This window comes from Paenibacillus sp. FSL R10-2736, assembly GCF_038000245.1.
In the GTDB taxonomy this organism is placed as follows: Bacteria; Bacillota; Bacilli; order Paenibacillales; family Paenibacillaceae; genus Paenibacillus_AQ; species Paenibacillus_AQ phytohabitans.
The window spans coordinates 2,464,628-2,483,321 of record NZ_JBBOBN010000001.1 but is presented as its reverse complement, the minus strand read 5'-3'; the positions used below and the strand labels follow the sequence as shown (position 1 = coordinate 2,483,321).

17 protein-coding genes are annotated in these 18,694 nt (G+C 51.0%); 4 read left to right on the top strand and 13 right to left on the bottom strand.

Annotation, left to right across the window (positions count from 1 at the left end):
* Window positions 1–43: 43 nt before the first annotated feature.
* The 4 genes from NSQ73_RS10485 to NSQ73_RS10470 all read right to left on the bottom strand — a co-directional run bounded on the left by NSQ73_RS10485 (window position 44) and on the right by NSQ73_RS10470 (window position 4,485).
* On the bottom strand, window positions 44–1,618 hold the full coding sequence (locus NSQ73_RS10485) for an N-acetylmuramoyl-L-alanine amidase (protein ID WP_340986351.1): 1,575 nt from the start codon (window positions 1,616–1,618) through the stop codon (window positions 44–46).
* Between the two features lie 217 nt (window positions 1,619–1,835).
* A complete protein-coding gene (leuD, locus tag NSQ73_RS10480; RefSeq protein WP_340986350.1) occupies window positions 1,836–2,438 on the bottom strand; it encodes a 3-isopropylmalate dehydratase small subunit in 603 nt (200 codons plus the stop codon).
* A 30-nt stretch (window positions 2,439–2,468) separates the two neighbouring features.
* Window positions 2,469–3,893 carry a 3-isopropylmalate dehydratase large subunit gene (gene leuC / locus NSQ73_RS10475; RefSeq protein ID WP_340986348.1) on the bottom strand — a complete coding sequence of 475 codons (1,425 nt, stop codon included), beginning with the start codon at window positions 3,891–3,893 and terminating at the stop codon, window positions 2,469–2,471.
* Between the two features lie 199 nt (window positions 3,894–4,092).
* Entirely contained in the window at window positions 4,093–4,485 is a 393-nt protein-coding gene (locus NSQ73_RS10470; protein WP_340986347.1) for a hypothetical protein, read from the bottom strand.
* A gap of 242 nt (window positions 4,486–4,727) precedes the next feature.
* On the opposite strand from NSQ73_RS10470, the gene NSQ73_RS10465 reads away from it, so the two are divergent.
* On the top strand, window positions 4,728–5,639 hold the full coding sequence (locus NSQ73_RS10465) for a LysR family transcriptional regulator (protein ID WP_340986346.1): 912 nt from the start codon (window positions 4,728–4,730) through the stop codon (window positions 5,637–5,639).
* Window positions 5,640–5,722: 83 nt separating this feature from the next.
* Here NSQ73_RS10465 and NSQ73_RS10460 read toward each other — a convergent pair whose 3' ends face one another.
* Complete coding sequence (locus NSQ73_RS10460; RefSeq protein ID WP_340986345.1) at window positions 5,723–5,920, bottom strand: hypothetical protein; 198 nt, start codon at window positions 5,918–5,920, stop codon at window positions 5,723–5,725.
* 440 nt (window positions 5,921–6,360) lie between these two features.
* Between NSQ73_RS10460 and proB the strand changes: the two genes are divergently transcribed.
* From proB to proC, 3 genes are read left to right on the top strand one after another with little or no spacing between them, the layout of a single operon-like run.
* Window positions 6,361–7,464: a glutamate 5-kinase gene (proB, locus tag NSQ73_RS10455; protein ID WP_340986344.1), complete on the top strand. Its 1,104-nt coding sequence runs from the start codon at window positions 6,361–6,363 to the stop codon at window positions 7,462–7,464.
* A 28-nt stretch (window positions 7,465–7,492) separates the two neighbouring features.
* On the top strand, window positions 7,493–8,740 hold the full coding sequence (locus tag NSQ73_RS10450) for a glutamate-5-semialdehyde dehydrogenase (RefSeq protein ID WP_340986343.1): 1,248 nt from the start codon (window positions 7,493–7,495) through the stop codon (window positions 8,738–8,740).
* 53 nt (window positions 8,741–8,793) lie between these two features.
* Complete coding sequence (gene proC / locus NSQ73_RS10445) at window positions 8,794–9,660, top strand: pyrroline-5-carboxylate reductase (RefSeq protein WP_042138578.1); 867 nt, start codon at window positions 8,794–8,796, stop codon at window positions 9,658–9,660.
* A 103-nt stretch (window positions 9,661–9,763) separates the two neighbouring features.
* Here proC and NSQ73_RS10440 read toward each other — a convergent pair whose 3' ends face one another.
* The 8 genes from NSQ73_RS10440 to NSQ73_RS10405 all read right to left on the bottom strand — a co-directional run bounded on the left by NSQ73_RS10440 (window position 9,764) and on the right by NSQ73_RS10405 (window position 18,409).
* A complete protein-coding gene (locus NSQ73_RS10440; protein ID WP_340986342.1) occupies window positions 9,764–10,564 on the bottom strand; it encodes an aminoglycoside N(3)-acetyltransferase in 801 nt (266 codons plus the stop codon).
* Window positions 10,565–10,708: 144 nt separating this feature from the next.
* Entirely contained in the window at window positions 10,709–11,476 is a 768-nt protein-coding gene (locus NSQ73_RS10435) for a DnaD domain-containing protein (RefSeq protein WP_340986341.1), read from the bottom strand.
* Window positions 11,477–11,499: 23 nt separating this feature from the next.
* Window positions 11,500–12,795, bottom strand: a complete 1,296-nt coding sequence (gene asnS, locus NSQ73_RS10430) for an asparagine--tRNA ligase (RefSeq protein ID WP_042138584.1) — start codon at window positions 12,793–12,795, stop codon at window positions 11,500–11,502.
* Between the two features lie 21 nt (window positions 12,796–12,816).
* Entirely contained in the window at window positions 12,817–14,025 is a 1,209-nt protein-coding gene (locus tag NSQ73_RS10425) for an acetate/propionate family kinase (RefSeq protein ID WP_039308826.1), read from the bottom strand.
* Window positions 14,022–14,894 (bottom strand): 3-hydroxyacyl-CoA dehydrogenase family protein, encoded by an 873-nt coding sequence (locus NSQ73_RS10420; RefSeq protein WP_171716652.1) that lies wholly within the window; start codon window positions 14,892–14,894, stop codon window positions 14,022–14,024. The genes NSQ73_RS10425 and NSQ73_RS10420 overlap by 4 nt, the downstream gene beginning before the upstream one ends.
* 132 nt (window positions 14,895–15,026) lie before the next feature.
* Window positions 15,027–16,529 carry an AAA family ATPase gene (locus tag NSQ73_RS10415; RefSeq protein WP_340986340.1) on the bottom strand — a complete coding sequence of 501 codons (1,503 nt, stop codon included), beginning with the start codon at window positions 16,527–16,529 and terminating at the stop codon, window positions 15,027–15,029.
* On the bottom strand, window positions 16,522–17,064 hold the full coding sequence (locus NSQ73_RS10410; protein ID WP_246354206.1) for a hypothetical protein: 543 nt from the start codon (window positions 17,062–17,064) through the stop codon (window positions 16,522–16,524). The genes NSQ73_RS10415 and NSQ73_RS10410 overlap by 8 nt, the downstream gene beginning before the upstream one ends.
* 577 nt (window positions 17,065–17,641) lie before the next feature.
* Complete coding sequence (locus NSQ73_RS10405) at window positions 17,642–18,409, bottom strand: aminoglycoside adenylyltransferase domain-containing protein (protein WP_340986338.1); 768 nt, start codon at window positions 18,407–18,409, stop codon at window positions 17,642–17,644.
* Window positions 18,410–18,694: the final 285 nt, after the last annotated feature.

Here is an 18,694-nt window from a genome sequence, read left to right as displayed (position 1 = left end):
TAAAAATCAGGACTGTTCACACGCAGCTCCCTTTCCGCGTTACTTAAAGCCCAAGATATTCCTTAATTCCCGCCACAATTTCCCGTGCCAGATTATTCTGCATCTGCTCGCTGTACATAGCCGCTTCATTTCCCGGATTCGTCAGATAACCTGCCTCCAGCAGAACGGCTGGCATGCTTGTCTCTCTGGTGACATGCAGACTCTTCGATCTGACGCCGTTATCTTTGAACCCTGTACCGGCTACCAGATGCTTTTGCATGATTTGGGCAAGCGGAAGACTTTCGCTGCGGCTGTAATAGGTTTCACTGCCATTGACTTTGTCACGGTTCGGATACCCTACATCCAACGAATTCCCATGCAGTGAAACAAACAGCGTAGCCTTTGCGGCTTCAGCAATTCTTACACGGTCCTGCAGACCGAGAGTAACATCAGACGTTCGTGTGTATACAACATCTGCCCAGCCCTCTTGTGTCAGAATCGCTCCAACTTTGAGGATAACTGCAAGATTGAAGTCTTTTTCCGCTTTGCCTGTGAGACTGATTGCTCCCGGCTGTGTACCTCCATGACCTGCATCAAGGGCTACGATAGGCTTGCCGGTCAGTCCTGTATTCACCGGAGTTCCAGCTCCGCTATTCACCGTGTTGAGATCTACCGTCACCAGCCCTGTGCTGTCATCCGTACTCAGCTGGTAATTCTGGCTGCCTGCGGTTTGGATTACGAACCGGACCGTAGAAGGACTGGTGCTGAACAGTGCATAGCGTATTTCAGATACCAGCGGGTAGCCGCTTACGTCCAGCCTTCCCTGCGGACTGCCGCTGGCAGATACCCCCGGAAAGCTGCCGCTGAAATCAGAGGCAAACGCTGCTCCCTGAAAATCAACTACAATCCGGTCTGGTCCGGTAATCTTGGTCACCGTAGGCTTGGCACCTCCGGCAACCGCTACAATAAGACGGTTCTCGCTGAATACAGCCCCCTTCACTGTCGGGGACGTAACTGCAGGAGTCGGAGAGGCCGTAATACTGCCCTCGACCTCTTCAGTATTCTCTGTATTGGTCTGAGGCTGCTGTGTCGGAGCAGGGGATTGCACTGCCGCCACAGGGCCTGCAGAGGCTGCAGGTGCCACGGTAGCTGAAGGCAGCGGATCTGCAGATACAGGGGATTCAAGCGGAATTCCGCCGCTTAAGTAGACTGTCTTGTCGGAATTATCCCAGCCGACACTGAGTCCGAACTGTTCACTCACGAAACGGATAGGAACCAGTACAGTACCGCCATTCTGCTTGGGTGCGGCATTCAGCAGCAGACTTACGCCATCGGCTTCAGCCGTCTTGCTTCCTACTGCGAGCTGTACCGTCTTGCCGTCCTGCTGGACGGTTACTTTGCGGGTGGTCTGCTCCCAGAGCACTTCAAAACCAAGGTTCTCCACCACCACCCGGATCGGAATCATAACGCTTCCATTCACGTTCTCAAGGATGACCCCTTTGGGCAGCGCAAGTTCCTTACTGTCCATCACAATCCTTCCCTGGCTGCTTGCGGCAGCAGCAGCTTCATGGCCGGCGAATGACAGTAACAAGAGCGGCAGCAGCAGTAGGAATAACATCCGTTGTCCGGCTTTCTTCATCCTTTCCTCTCCCTTTTGTCAATTGATAGAACCATAGATAAGATTAAGACGACAGAAATCCCCAAAAGTTGCCTTCACAGGCAATGAATATATCGATTATAGCAAAAAAACTTCTATTTCCGACACCCGGAAATAGAAGTTTTGTGTAAAATTTGTAAAGTTTACGAATTTCTTCGCCAGATGTTCACTCTCTTCCCAGTAAGCATCCCGGCATTGCTTAGCCGAAAAGCTTGGCCGCATGACGTTCTTCGTACGCGGCAATCTCATCTGCGTGCTGAAGCGTCAGACCGATATCATCCAATCCCTGCAGCAGAAACTGGCGGCGGTGCTCATCCAGCTCAAACGTGATGGCAAGGCCATAATCGTCACTCAGCTTGTTGTTCTCAAGATCCACTGTAAGGGTGTAGCCTTCATGTTCAGCCGTGCGGCTGAACAGATCATCTACCTGGGTTTCGGAGAGCTTGATCGGCAGAATTCCGTTCTTGAAGCAGTTGTTATAGAAAATGTCGGCATAGGACGGGGCAATTACCACTCTGAACCCGTAATCCATGATGGCCCAAGGCGCATGCTCCCGGGAGGAACCGCAGCCGAAGTTCGCACGCGAGATCAGCACGGATGCTCCCTGATAGCGCGGCTTGTTCATCTCAAACGCTGCATTATCATTTCCTGCTTCATCAAAACGCCATTCGTAAAAAAGAAATTGTCCAAACCCGGTACGCTCGATCCGTTTCAGGAATTGCTTCGGAATGATTGCATCCGTATCTACATTAACCCGGTCTACCGGGGCTACGATACCTGTTAATTTCTTAAATTCTTCCATTTGCTGTGTCCTCCTGCTCTCTCAATTATTCTATGAGTTGACGGCTTCCGTCTTGTAATTCCAGTCGCGGACATCGGTGAACCGTCCTTTAATTGCAGCCGCAGCCGCCATGGCAGGAGAGACCAGATGCGTGCGTCCGCCGCGTCCCTGGCGTCCTTCAAAGTTACGGTTGGAGGTCGATGCGCAGCGTTGTCCAGGCTGCAGAACATCCGGATTCATGGCCAGGCACATACTGCAGCCTGCTTCACGCCATTCAAAACCGGCTTCAGTGAAGACCTTGTCCAGACCTTCCTTCTCAGCCTGCAGCTTAACGCGTCCGGAGCCCGGTACAACAATTGCCGTCACCTTATCGGATACCTTATGGCCTTTGGCTACTTGAGCCGCAGCCCGCAAATCCTCAATCCGGCCGTTGGTGCAGGAGCCGATAAAGACATAATCAATACCGATTTCAGAGATAGGCGTACCTGGCGCCAGATCCATATATTCAAGCGCTTTTTCAGCGGCTTTACGTTCGTTTTCAGTGGTGAAGTCTGCAGGATTCGGCACCCTTGAGTTGATGTCCGTACCCATTCCCGGGCTGGTACCCCAGGTAACCTGCGGAATCAGCGTTTCTACATCGAATTCTACGACAGTGTCATACTGTGCGCCTTCATCGCTTACAAGACCCTTCCAGATCTCTACAGCAGCGTCATAAGCTTCACCTTGCGGCACATATTGACGTCCTCGCAGATAGTTGAACGTAGTCTCGTCCGGTGCAATCAGGCCGGCTCTAGCTCCGCCTTCAATCGACATATTGCAGACTGTCATGCGTTCTTCCATCGACAGTTCACGGATTGCTTCGCCTGTATATTCGATAACATAACCAGTCGCAAAATCGGTACCGTATTTGGCGATGACGCCGAGAATCATATCCTTGGCGGTTACTCCCGGATTACGGTTACCCGTGAAGCGCACTTCCATCGTCTTAGCTTTGGATTGCTGCAGACACTGGGTTGCAAGCACATGTTCAACTTCGCTGGTGCCGATCCCGAAGGCAAGCGCACCGAACGCTCCGTGTGTGGAGGTGTGGCTGTCCCCGCAGACAATGGTCTTGCCGGGATGTGTCAGACCAATTTCCGGCCCCATAACGTGTACAACGCCCTGGTCAATATCATTGAGATCGAACAGTCTGACACCGAAATCACGGCAGTTCTGTGAAAGGGTATCTATCTGCTGCTTGGAGATCGGATCTGTAATATTGTAGCGGTCCTTGGTAGGCACGTTATGATCCATAGTCGCGAAAGTAAGTCCCGGACGGCGGACCGGACGGCCGCTCAAGCGCAATCCTTCAAAGGCCTGCGGAGAAGTAACCTCATGAACCAGATGCAGATCGATATAAATGATACTTGGCTTGTCTTCCTCTTGATGAATAACGTGATTATCCCAAATCTTTTCAAACATTGTCTTGTTGCCCATGAATTTCACCTCATATAGTAGAATCGTTCCATTTGGAAGAGAGCGTGGAGTCTCTCTTGAATGTTCTAAATATAACATCAGTACGTTTATAATTCCAAGATATGATTTCTATAGCACTTATAGGTTCAGCCTATGATCCACTCCTTGAGTAAACATAACCTAGCGCCGAGACCTTGCCCATGTAAGCTTCTGCTGTTCCTTATTGATACGTACCCGCAATGATTCCACGCTGAACGTCTATTTCCAGCTTAATCTCATTAAAAACATCTTCCAGTGTACTGCACGGAAGCAGTGTGTTCTGCCTGATATGACTGAGTACGACAGCCGTGCTCCGCTCGAAATTGTGATAATGTTCGCTTTTGACATTGATGAGCACCTGGCTGCAGAGAGCGGTTAATTGCAGGTAATCCGCCAGCACATGCTTCTGCATGTAGGCCTGATGAGGCTGTGGCTTAGACCAGAACCCGGTCTCCCCGTATAGATAGTCATGATTCTCATCCAATGGCTCGATGGCCGAATTATTATGAATGAAATACCCCAGCTGTTCTTCGAGCTCGTCAAATGATTGTATTAATCTTGCCAGAACGCCCATAATACACCCCCATTTATTCGAAGAACGTATGCCTAGAGCATGCATAAGGGCTCCTGAAGAATAATTTAAGTATATACTTATGTTCAAAATAAAGATATTTAATATGCAAATTATGTAAGATTATCAACCTGCTGAAGTACACCACTCTTTCCGCTGTCAAACATCCACCTATACTAAATCGGATATCTATAGGTTATACTTATAGACGGATTATCCATTCTTTATATTAAAGGAGCCTGTCCGTGGAACTCAGACAACTGCAATACACACTTCAGATCGCTGCAGAAAGAAACTTCTCACGTGCAGCAGACAAGCTGCATATCGCCCAGCCCTCACTGAGCCAGCAGCTCTCCAAACTGGAAAAAGAGCTGGGTGTTCTTCTCTTCCAGCGTAATACCAGCTCCGTTGAGCTGACCTATGCCGGGGAGAAATTCGTTGAGCAGGCCCAGGCGATCATTGATGCCGTGGAGCTGCTGCGCCAGGAAATGTCCGATATCTCCCAGCTGCGGACCGGACGGGTCGTGGTTGGCAGCATGCCGATCACCGGGGCGCATCTGCTGCCGCATGTACTGCCGGTATTCAAAAGCAAATATGCCGAGGTTGAAATCACTCTGCTGGAGGACTCCTCTATGAATCTGGAGAAGCTGACCGCCAGCGGCCAGACGGATCTAAGCCTGCTCTCCCTGCCGCTGGAGATTCCGACTCTGGCCTATGAGGTGCTTGGCGAGGAACGGATTGATCTGGCGGTCCCGCCTGAGCATCCGTTGGCAGCGCGTAGTGCTCTGGGTATCCGCACCTCACTGCATGAGCTTAAGAATGAACCGTTTATCGTGCTCAAAGAAGGTCAAGGCTTCCGTAAAATGACCGTTGAACTCTGCCGTGAAGCCGGTTTTGAGCCGCAGATTGTTTTTGAAAGCAATAATATGGAGACCGTTCAGTCGCTTGTAGCCACCGGGATGGGTGTAACGCTGGTGCCCCATTTCATCGCACGTGCTCCGCGGAGTGAATTCGTACCTGTCTACCTGCCTTTGGCTGATCCGGTTCCCAGCCGTACCCTGGTGGTCGCTTACCGGCGCGGACGCTACTTATCCCGGGCCGCCGAAGCTTTCATTGAAACCTTCAAAGCAACGGTTGCCGGACTGGCGGACGAATAAACAGCAGAAAAATGCAAATGCCCATCCGGCTCCTGTCTTGAAGCCGGATGGGCATTTGCTGTATTTTCCCGGAAAACAATTATTTATTTGCGCAAATTATGCTGCGTGATCAGACGGTTCTGATCATCCGGCAGACGGGCTGTACTCTCATCAACCGGTCCCTTAGTACGGGAATCTCCGGCTTTTTCCTCGACAAACTCTCTGATCGCCTTGTTTTGAATTTCGGCGGCTTCTTTGGCATTTTGATTCTGTTCCTGCTGGACTTTAGTGCTCTTACTCAAATCAATCCACCTCCTGGTAACAGATTATAAATACTTTACCCGTCCCCCTGAAGGTCAAACATTAAATTCGCTTCCCTCCATCCCAAAAAATTCGCCGGACGGCTCTTTGCAAACCCTGCTTTCCCATGGTATTCTAAATGACAAATAGTGAAACGTGCAGACGGGACCAGTAAGAATTGACTATGATTCGCGTGCAGAGAGTAAATTCCGGAAGGCTGGGAGAATTTACCGCGGATGTCCATTCCGAATCCTACCCCCGAGCGGCCTGCCCTGCAGGACGGATACTCCCGTTACGAGAATGAAGTCGGATGAACCCTCATCAATGAAGGTGGTACCGCGGAAGTTAACCAAGCTTTCGTCCTTTGCTAAGTCTAAGGATGGGGGCTTTTTGTCATTTTCGGGCTGACAGCGATTGAAATTTGAGAGGAAAGTGAAAGACAATGACGACAAGAATCGTGGTCAAAATCGGCAGCAGCTCACTGAGCGGCCCTGAGGGCGGATTGAACCGGTCTGCGGTCGCCTTCTTCGCCGCCGAGATTGCCGCACTCCGCAAGCAAGGCTGTGAAGTCCTGCTGGTTACCTCAGGAGCGGTGGCGGCAGGATTCCGTGCTATCGGCTACCCGTCCCGCCCCAAGCTGCTGCACGAGAAGCAGGCCGCAGCAGCGGTAGGACAGGTTATGCTCATGCAGGCTTACCAGGAGGCCTTTGCCCGGCACGGTATTCCTACCGCACAGATCCTTCTGACCCGCACGGACTTCTGCAGCCGCCGCGCCATGAACAACGCCATGATGACTGTGGAGGAGCTGCTCCGGCTGGGCGCTGTACCCGTGTTCAACGAGAATGACACTGTATCGGTGGACGAATTGAAATTCGGTGATAATGATACCCTGTCGGCGCTGGTCGCCAATCTTCTGAAGGCCTCGCGGCTACTGGTCCTGACGGATATGGACGGCGTCTACAGCGGGGACCCGCGTAAGCATCCGGATGCGGTCCGGTATCAGCATATAGAAGAGATTACACCGGAAATCTATGCTATCGCAGGCGGCGCAGGCTCAAGCGTAGGTACTGGCGGCATGCGTTCGAAGATCGATGCTGCCAAGATTGCCACACGGGGAGGCGTTCCTGTCTTTGTAGGCAGAGTTACCGAGCCTGGTGATCTTTCACGGGCAGCTGAAGGTACTGGCAAAGGCACATATTTTGCCACGACCCTCTCCTCCCTGCCTGTCAAGAAACAATGGCTTGGATTCATGTCCACCCCGCTGGGCTCCCTTTATGTTGACGACGGCGCGGTAGAAGCTTTGCTCCATGGAGGGCATAGCCTGCTGCCGGTCGGGGTCAGACGAATCGAGGGCAGCTTCCATTCCGGAGATGTTGTAGAAGTACTTGGCCCGGATGCCAAACTGCTTGGACGGGGCATCGTCAATTATGATGATACCCAGCTCCGCAGCATCCAGGGCCTTCCCAGCCGCGAAGTTGTCCCAAGGCTCGGTGAAGTGCACCGGCTCGAGGTTATCCACCGCGACGAATGGATTACACTGCGTTAAGCCAACAAAACTTTTAGGGGGAATCGTCATGAGTGAAGTGGTAAACAAAACGACGCTGGCCAAAGCGACCACAGGGGTACTCGCCAGCTTGACTACCGGCCAGAAGAATGAAGCTCTGCTTGTCATGGCCGCAGCCTTGCGCGCCGAAGCGGATTACCTTATTGCCGCCAACGCCGAGGACTTGGAGCGCGGGCGGCTAAACGGCACTCCGGAGTCTATGCTCGACCGGCTGGCACTGGATGCAGGCCGGATTGACAGCATAGCTGAGGGCTTGCAGCAAATTGCCGTGCTGCCTGATCCGATTGGTGACAATCTGGAAAACATCGAACGCCCGAACGGCCTGTTTATTGAGAAGGTCCGCGTTCCGCTTGGCGTTATCGGCATTATCTATGAAGCCCGTCCGAACGTAACCGTTGATGCTGCCGGCCTGTGTCTCAAAACCGGCAATGCCGTGGTCCTGCGCGGCGGCTCATCCGCCCTGTCCTCGAACCGTGCGATTGCAGAGGTTCTGCACCGCGCACTGGCGGGTACAGCAGTGCCGCCTGATGCCCTGCAGCTGATCGAAGATCCGGACCGTTCCTCTGTCGATGAAATGCTGAAGCTGAACGGCCTGCTGGATGTCATCATTCCGCGCGGCGGAAGCTCACTAATACAGAATGTGGTACTTAATGCCACTGTACCGGTAATTGAAACAGGTGCAGGCATATGCCATACTTATCTGGATGCAAGTGCCGAACCCGGTATGGCTCAGCGGATCAGTCTGAATGCGAAGGCGCAGCGGCCTTCTGTCTGCAACTCCATGGAGACTTTGCTTGTCCACCGTGATTTCGCAGCCAGTCATCTGCCGGCTTTGGCAGAGGCCTTCCGCGGTGTCCATGTGGAATTGCGCGGGTGTCCGGCTACAATCGCTCTTGTACCTTGGGCTCTGCCGGTTACTCCGCAGGATTTCGCCACGGAATACAATGACTATATTCTCAATGTCAAAATCGTGGACACTCTGGAAGCGGCTCTCGGGCATATCGCCGAGTTCAGTACCAAACATTCCGAGTGCATTGTGACAGAGGATGCCGATAATGCTGCCCGCTTCCTGCAGGAAGTGGATGCCGCCGCAGTTTATCATAATGCCTCCACCCGGTTCACTGACGGGTTCGAATTCGGCTTTGGTGCCGAAATCGGGATCAGCACCCAGAAGCTGCACGCCCGCGGCCCGATGGGGCTGCCTGCGCTGACTTCAAGTAAGTATATTATCCATGGCTCCGGCCAGATTAGGGGATAATCAAGTATCCATGCTTCATATGTTAACATAACTTTTTAGGGGGACTACCAGCCATGTGTCAGCAACCATCCATACCACTTATTAATCATAATATCGTTTTTTATGGCGCAGGCTCGATGGCTGAGGCAATTGTGCGCGGAATGATCGCCCGGAACGTAGTGGAATCCGGCAAAATCATCATGCTAAACCGCAGCAGCAGCGAACGTCTGGCCGAGCTGCGCAGCCGTTATGGCGTTCTGGGCTACAATGATCCCGAACAAAAAACAGATGCTCTGCGTACAGCACCTGTTATTGTGCTTGCGATGAAACCAAAGGATGCCGCAGAAGCATTACGTAATCTGGGTCCGCTGCTGTCGCCGGATCAACTCGTAATTTCCGTGATTGCCGGACTGACAATCCGTACTATGCAGGGTCTGCTGGGTACACAACAGCCTGTAGTCCGCTCGATGCCTAACACCTCCAGCTCCATCGGCCTGGGTGCAACCGGCATAGCTTTCTCCAAGGAGGTTGACGAACCGGGCCGCCGCACAGCCCTTAATATCTTCGAAGCTGTCGGGTTAACGGCCGTTATAGATGAGGAGCGGATGGAAACCTTAACAGGAATTTCCGGCAGCGGACCGGCTTATATCTACTACATGATGGAGGCCATGATTGCCGCCGGCATCCGCGGCGGACTGCCGGTTGAACAGAGCCGCGAGCTTACGGTTCAGACCGTGCTGGGAGCTGCCCGGATGGTGCAGCAGACGGGTGAAGAACCTGCCGCGCTCCGCAAGAAGGTCACCTCACCGAACGGCTCTACCCAAGCCGCGATTGAAGTGCTGGAACGCGGAGATTTCTTCGAAACGGTCATCGCTGCCGTTAACCGCTGTGCCGAACGTTCCCGTGAAATGGGATCGGCTTTGGAGAAAGAGCTGCAATAATTTCTTGGAATTTTTTCATATTACATTAACCCTGTCTCCACATATCAGCCCGCAGACCGCTTCCCCGAAGCAGCTGCGGGCTATTTGTTTGTCTGCCTTCCCCCTACCTATGCTGCTCCATCCAAACCGTTGCCCAATCCACCAATGACCTGAGTTCCATTAATCTTACCTCTGCATTTCCGGCCCGGTGAATCTGCAGATTCACCGCCTGCTCATACTCCTGCCCCAATGAGACAAAATCACTGTCATCCACTGCCTGTGTCGGGTAAGTTACCCGCTTGCGGACACCATTCACCAGAACAGCACTGCTCTCATTAACCATCTGCTTCCCCGTATAGTCAGCACGGGTCTCGGCCAGATGCAGCGATGTATTCTTGTCATAGCCTACGCCAATCAGAAGAATATGCCCGTTCAGCTGATACAATTTGTCCAGAGGTGAACCGGCGCCAAAGATATTGCTCAGATCATGGTCTTTCACCAGGTACTCCGCATGTTTGCCGAGCGCAGCAAAAGAACGGGCCGGATGATCCGATCTGATGGCTCCCGGCCATTTCCGGAACATTTCTGCCACTACTCCCATCCCGATCGCCGGAGTAACTTCCTTATCGTACGCAGGCCAGTGCTTACGAATGAGCGGCCACCACTCCGCAGGCTCCTCCCAGTGCACACCGGTCTGGGGATCGAGATTCTTCCAGGTCTGCGAAGGCATCATCAGGGTGCCGTTCACACCGACAAGCTCCAGCAGCGCACGAATTAACGTCTCCGCCCCGCCAATCACGAAACCCAGTCGGCTAAGGGATACATGTACTATCAAGCTCTGTCCTTCCTTGATCCCGCAAGCCCTTAATTGTTCCACCAGCTCTTCCTTCGTAAGAATCTGCCTAAGTTCTTTACGTTCGGTCATACGCACACTCCTTTTTTTGAACTCAATATATATATACAAAAAAGACAACCCCGCAGTAAGCTGCGGGGTTGTCTCCGGTGTATCCTGGAAAGCAGTGCCCTTGAATTCAATTCATTCTATGACAGGCATCGTAACGTTATAATATCATCTTCCGCCGCTGCGGAACTTCTGGGAATAGGCTTTGACATCCTGAGCGTTCTTCACCCGGTTGCGGGCCCATTCCAGCAGAATACGGTCAATATAGCGGAAATGAACTTTCCCGGCGAAGACTGATTCCTTCAGTGCAAGCAGAATCAGCTCTTCGGGATACCGGTCCTCATCGACCCAGCCGGAAATGGATTCACATTCCATCGGAGACAGCGGACGGCCGAATTCCTTCTCAAAAATACTGAACAGGCTGCGGCTCTCCTCGGTTTCCGTGCCTCCCGGTGCGGCCGGCCGGCCATAACCGCCCTCCGGAGCAGGTGATCCGGAATAATGGGCGGCAGCCCGGGAACCCGGCTCACTCTCAGCACGGCTGCGCTTCTCCTGCGAATGCTCTTGCGAGACTTCGGCCAGATAAGCACCGAGCTTGCCATACAGTCCGGAGAAGTTGTAGCGCTCATAATGGATATCGCGCAGCTCGTCGTTGTCTCCGTCGATGCTGATGAATCCTTCCTTCATGAGCTTCTGCAGCTCTCCGGCAATAACCGAGATACTGCGTCCGGTTACGGCCTGCAGCTCCTCAAGCGAAGGGAAATCAATTCCCTCCACTTGCCGGAACGAGAGCAGATGAATCAGCAGCATTGCCTCACTGCCAGTCAGATTCAGCTTCCGGTAATATTTCAAGAGTGCATAAGGAATGACGGCCATTCCGTTCTCCAGGCCGAAGGCTACGCCTTCGCCCCAGGTATTCCATCCTTTTCCGTCCATACTTAAGCCCCCTTTGCCCATCCTTACGGGTAAAGACGGTACAGCGTACGAGGGAAGGCAATCGTTTCACGCACATGGTCCAGACCGCAAATCCAGGCCACGGTACGCTCCAGCCCCAGACCGAAGCCGGAGTGAGGAACAGAACCGTAAGTGCGAAGATCCATGTACCATTTGTAGGTATCCATCGAAAGATTATGTTCCTTGAAACGGGCTTCCAGCAGCGCCGGATCGTCGATACGCTGTGATCCGCCGATAATCTCTCCATACCCTTCAGGAGCGATCATATCCGCGCACAGCACCACTTCCGGACGCTCAGGATGCGGCTTCATGTAGAAGGCTTTGAATGAAGCCGGATAGTGGGTAATGAAGACCGGCTTGTCGCTCATTTCGGCAATAGCCGTTTCATGAGGTGCACCGAAATCATCGCCCCAGGCGATTTCATAGCCTTTTTCATTCAGGAACTTGATTGCATCGTCGTAGGAAATACGCGGGAACGGTGCTTTGATGTTCTCCAGCTTCGAGACATCGCGGCCAACCGCCTCCAGCTCGGCACGGCAGTTCGTAAGTACGGACTGCACCACAAAGCTGATGAAATCTTCCTGCACACGCAAGCTTTCTTCATGATCCGTGAACGCCATTTCCGGTTCAATCATCCAGAACTCAATTAAGTGGCGGCGGGTTTTGGATTTCTCCGCACGGAAGGTAGGTCCGAAGGAATATACGCGCCCAAGAGCCATTGCTGCGGCTTCCATGTACAGCTGTCCGCTCTGGGTCAGGTACGCATCCTCTTCGAAATACTTCGTATGGAACAGGTTGGTCGTGCCTTCAGCTGACGTTGGAGTCAGAATTGGCGGGTCAACCTTCGTGAATCCACTCTCATTGAAGAATTGCTGAACCGCACGGATAATCTCCGCACGGATCACCATTACTGCCCGCTGCTTGGAAGAACGCAGCCAGAGATGACGGTGGTCCATCAGGAAGTCAACACCATGCTCCTTGGGCGTAATCGGATAATTCTCAGTAAGATGCAATACCTCTATACCTGTAACCGTCATTTCATAACCTGACTGGCTGCGGGGCTCTTCACGGATAATTCCGGTAACATAAAGCGAGCTTTCCTGGGTAAGGCTCTTGGCATCATCCCAGACCTGCTCAGGCACTTCCGATTTCACCACAACGCCCTGGATATAGCCTGTACCATCCCGAAGCTGCAGGAACTGAATTTTACCGCTGGAGCGCTTGTTGTTAACCCAACATCCGATAACAACACTCTCTCCAACATGCTCATTCACATTCTTGATTACACTCTTGTTAGCCATGCCTAAGATCTCTCCTCTAATTTAGCCGTTAATTCCTTGCACAATACTGTAAGTATCACGTGCAATGACAAGCTCTTCGTTTGTCGGAACCACAAGCACCTGAACCTTGGAACCAGCCGTAGAGATGCGGCGCGGATCGCCGGAGCGGACCTTATTAGCTTCTGCATCCAGTTCGATTCCGAGGAACGTAAGATTGTTCAGTACTTTTTCACGCAGCAGGGAAGCATTCTCGCCCACACCGGCAGTAAACACGATTACATCTACGCCGTTCATGGCAGCTGCGTAAGAACCGATGTATTTACGCAAACGGTACTCATACATTTCAAAAGCAAGCGTAGAATTAGCCTCGCCTTTCTCCGCACCGTCAATAATATCACGCATGTCACTGCTAACGCCAGAAATAGCCAGCAGTCCGCTGTGCTTGTTCAGCATGGAGTTCACTTCACCGACAGACAGCTCTTCCTTGTTCATCACATAAGGAACAATTGCCGGGTCAAGGTCACCGCTGCGTGTACCCATCATCAGGCCTTCCAGCGGAGTCATACCCATGGAAGTATCCACCGACACGCCGCCATCAACTGCAGTCACGCTGGCTCCGTTACCGATGTGGCAAGTGATAATCTTCAGTTCGCCCAGCGGACGGTCCAGATAATCTGCAGCAGCTTTGCTGACGAAATCATGGGAGGTACCATGCGCGCCGTAGCGGCGGACTTTGTATTTGTTGTACAGCACTCTCGGAATGGCATACATATAAGCCTTCTCAGGCATCGTCTGGTGGAAGGCAGTATCGAAAACAACTACCTGAGGCACACCTGGCATATTAATTTCAGTCGCTGTAATCCCCATCATAGCAGCCGGGTTATGCAGTGGCGCAAGGTCAAACAGCTGGCGGATCTTCGTCTTCGCATCTGCATCTACAAGTGCGGAAGCCTTGAAGAATTCTCCCCCGTGTACTACGCGGTGCCCAACGGCATTGATCTCGTCGGTGGAAGCAATTACGCCATGTTCCTTGTCAGTCAGACAAGCAAGCACTTTGCGGATTGCCGTGTTGTGTTCAAGAATTTCGCTTACTTCAGTTACTTCCTGTTTGCCGGTTGGCTTATGGTTCAGAATGGAGGAATCCATCCCGATACGTTCTACCAGACCTTTGGCCAGTACAGATTCGTCTGTCATATTATACAGCTGGTATTTCAATGAAGAACTGCCGGAGTTAATAACTAAGATATTCATACACGGTCACCATCCTTGTCATACTTGAAGAAGCCTTCGCCCGATTTCGCACCCAGTTGTCCTGCACGTACCATCTTCTTAAGAATCGTGGAAGGACGGTACTTGAGTTCGCCGTATTCACGGAACATGTTCTCAAGTGCAGCAAGAACGGAATCCAGACCGAAACGGTCTGCCATTTCAAGCGGTCCGTTCTGGAATTGGTAGCCAATGCGCATAGCGTCATCAATATCTTCAGGAGAAGCGACACCTTCCTGCAGCACATGCATAGCCTCGTTAATGAACAGGCAAATGAGGCGTGAGGTTACAAATCCCGGGGATTCATAGATCATTACGCCTTTTTTCTCAACGATCTCATCAACAAAGGTTTTGGTATCTTCAAAAGTGCTTTCGGAAGTTTTCAGTCCGCGCACGATTTCAACCAGATCAACCTTCGCTACAGGATGTATGAAGTGCATGCCGATTACGCGTTCCGGATACATTGTCGAGCTTGCAAGCTCAGTCAAGCTTAAAGTTGACGTGTTGCTGGCAAGGATAATGTGGCTCGGACACACCTGATCGAGCTGATTGAATACCTTCTGCTTCGCTTCCAGATCTTCAACGATGGTCTCAATTACCATATCGCAGGAGCTCAGTTCAGCAAAATGTGTCACTTTTTGGATACGGCTAAGAATCAGTTTCTTCTCCGCCTGGGTAATGGCCCATTTCTCCAGCTGTTTGTCGAGACTGGTCTCGATCATTTCGTAGGAGTAATTCAATCTGTCTGCAGTTTTCTCCACCAGCATTACATCCAGGCCCTTGGCTGCCAGCATTTCAGCAATCCCTTGTCCCATTGTGCCACCGCCGATGACACCGATCTTTTTAAAATTCATTTAAAAGTCTCCATCCTTTCAGGTATCTATACTTTTGTATTGTACCTTGTCTGTCGAAAAAAATATGTAGCCCGACATATAATGATATCTTAGCATGTCTGAAAAGTAAAAAAAAATAACCGGCATAAAGAATTATGCCGGTAAAAGGACACTGTCACGAAATTGACAACGAAATTGCTCTCCGGAGAGAACTTCTTCCTTCATTAAAATGTCAAGAGAGTAATCAAATACATTTCTTTGCTTATTGAGCAGGTCATTCGTGCGTACCATCAGCTCATCCAGTATTTTACTATTTTCTTTCATCAGCTCTTCAGTGGTTACCATTTGCAGATTCGCAATCCCAAGGGAGGTAAGTCCTGATTTCATCATTGTTTCGACAATATTCAGCGCCTGGTCAAAGTCTCCGCGTGAACCGGTACTGCGTCCGCCGTAATACATCTCTTCGGCAACTGCTCCGCCCAGGGCAATCATGATCTGATTCTCCAGATAATCCTTCGTGTACAGATACTGCTCGGTCTGCGGATTATGTCTTACATATCCGAGAGCTTGTCCGCGCGGAGTCAGGGTAACCTGGCTAACGCTTCCCGGACGCAGCAGTTCAGCCATAATAGCATGTCCCAGCTCATGAATCGCTACCCGCTGTTTCTCCTCATGATTCGTTTCCCGGTCGGTCTTCTCACCCATCATCACTTTGTCAATCGCCATCGACAGGTGGCGCTGCTCTACCTGGGTCAGTTTCTCACGCATCATGTAAATCGCTGCTTCGTTCATCACGCTTTCCAGCTGTGCACCCGAGAAGCCATAAGCTTCCTCGGCGATTTTATCCAAGCTTACCGTTTCATGCAGCGGTTTGTTCTTGGCATGCAGATCGAGAATCGATCTGCGGCCTTTCTTGTCCGGCATGTCCACCTGGATGTGGCGGTCGAACCGGCCCGGACGAAGCAGTGCGGAGTCCAGCATTTCCTTGCGGTTCGTTGCTGCTACCAGCAGAATGCGCGGGGCTTCATTGTTATAGATCCCGTCCATCTCGGTCAGCAGCTGATTAAGCGTCTGGTCGTATTCACGCTGCTGCCCGCCTTCACGCTTGCCGCCGATGACATCAATCTCATCAATAAATATAATGGCGCTTTGCTTATTTTCCTTAAGCGCACGGGTACGGGCATCCTTGAACAAATCACGGACACGCCCGGCACCGACTCCCACATACATTTCCACGAACTCACTGCCTGATGCCGCTACAAAAACTGAGTTGGTATAATGAGCCGCAGCCTTGGCCATCAGCGTCTTACCGGTTCCCGGAGGCCCTGTCAGCAGAATCCCCTTCAGCGGGCGAATCCCGAATTTGCTGATTTCTTCATGCCGGATCAGAAAGTCCAGTGCTTCCCGCAGTTCCTGCTTAGCGTTGTCCTGGCCGCCGATTTCTTCAAAAGTCAGCTTGGACGGCCCATTCTTCTTGCGTTTCTTATCTGCGCCTGCATTTACCGTCAGACCGCCGCGTGCGTGGGCAATAAACAGGAGGGCAGCGACCATGCCGAATGCAATAATGACAGGGAAAATGTTAATCCCGACAAAAACCATAAAAATCAGCATGACCGGAACAAATCCGGCCAGGACCTCTTTCCAATACTTAGGCATTGTTCCACACTCCCATCGTAGCCGCCGCACGCGGCAGAATGATGAACTTACTCTCCGTACCGTTGCTCAGACTCACATACACATTGTTGTCATCAATTTCCGTTGTTGCTATAACCCCGCTGTACTTGCTGTCTTGCGTCTTCAGACCATCCAGCTTGGCAGGAATTAATGTATACTTCCGGCTCTCCATCGCCTCTGCAACAGAGAACATGGCTTTATCCCAATATTCATCCAGCAAAGCGCTGGAGTTCTGTTCGACATCCAATTTGAGCGTGCGGCCGTTGATAGCTGAGCTGCCCTCTTTGGATACATACTGCACGAGTTCACGTAATTTCGTGCCCGGCTGCAAATCAAGTTTCAAAGTAACCTCATTGCGTTTAATACTAATATGGGAATCCTTCACTCCCTCATAGGATGATACAAGTTTTTGCAGCGGCTCCTGCACAGCGAACTGGCGGTACGAATACCAGCCCCCGAATAACAATGCAGCGGACAGCAGAGACGTTAGCAGTACAGGCATAAGACGCAGTTTCAAGAAACGTCCTCCTCTCAAAAATGACCAAACATAAGTCTATAATAATGACCAAACTAGCGTGTCTAGCGCCCTTCCGAGACTGACATGCTCTTAAGCATGTCCTGATACAAGTAGTAGTATATCACAGGTGTATATACGATTTTACATAAAAGTGTGAATATATTTAAAATTTTTGATACTAATTTCTGGATGTTTCAGCAGATTATCTTTCTTATCGGCAATAAATGTGTACAGAATTAGCTTTACCGGCAAGGATAACGAAAAAGAGCGCCCTGTAGGCATATAAATGTCTACGGCGCTCTCTTTTGTATGACAAGGACACAGGAAGTCGCATTAATTCCTCCAGGTCCAAAGCTGAAGCTGGTTTGCCTCTTTATTAAGGTCGATGCTTCAACATAATCTGCCTTTTGCTGATCTGCCGCTGTCGCGGACTCAGATTCCGTTGATTGTGCAGATCAGGCGGATTTGCGGGCCAAGCGGACTCAGGTTCCGTTAATTGACCGATTACATCCCAATTTGGGCTCAAATGAACAAGATAACGGAATCTCAGTCCGCTTTACTCATTGTTAGTTCGAATTTACACTTTAGCTTGGTGCTGTCTGATTTCGCCGGCCATATATTCTGCAAAATCAATTAATAACTCCGGGTCGTAACTGCTGTCACTCTCCACACCGCTATATTCTTCAAGGCAGTGCTTCAGCAGCCCGTGATAGCTGGACGGCAAATGCTGCAGCCCCCACTCCCCGCCTTCCTTTTTGGAAGACACAACTTCTTCCCGCACAAAATACAGCACACGGCACAAATTCAGTGTGTAGTACACTGGAGAATCTATGATTTGCTGAGCAGCATCTCCGATATCACCAAGGATAGAATCGAGGTAGTATTGGCGGTCTACCGGCAGAAACGCTTCGCGGATAGGCTCGCCGTACAGAATAAATCCCCGCTGATAGACTACGGCAAATTGAGCCGCAAGATCCCTGTCCTCATAACCGCCGCACAGATAATGCTCATCATTTCTGTACCGGTCCAGATGAAAGTCCGAGAAGTGAAACTCAAAGGGCGTCGGATGCACAAAGTTCTTCAAATATTTCTTCAATACAATAGTTAGCTCAACCCCGCGCCGGTTCGGCAGACTGTCGTGATAAGCTATCACTTTCTTGGCCAGTTTCCGGCTGACCTCTACAGGCAGCTTGTCGTGTACGACAATCAGCAGATCAATATCACTTCGATCCGGATGAAAACAGCCCATGGCCAGCGAACCGTGCAGATAAATTCCGGACAAATTTGCCCCCAGCTCCTCCTTGAACAACGTTACCGCCTGATCTAAATAGGCTAGAATTTCCAAAGTTATGATCCTCCTGAATATCAATTATGTATGAAGCAGATGCCGGGAATGAATACTTCCGATATGACATTCCGGTATGTATCATCGTATATACTGATTGATGCTATCCAGCTGTCATGCCATCGAAATGGATTCATCTATTCCTCCCCTATTATTAAGCCATAGCTCCAAGTAGGCCACAAGTCCAAGAATATTTAATGATTGTTCTCTCCCTTGAAGAACCTTTTAAATTACGGCTTATATTAATATAAAAAGCGGGAGAACAGTTCAACTGTCCCCCCGCTC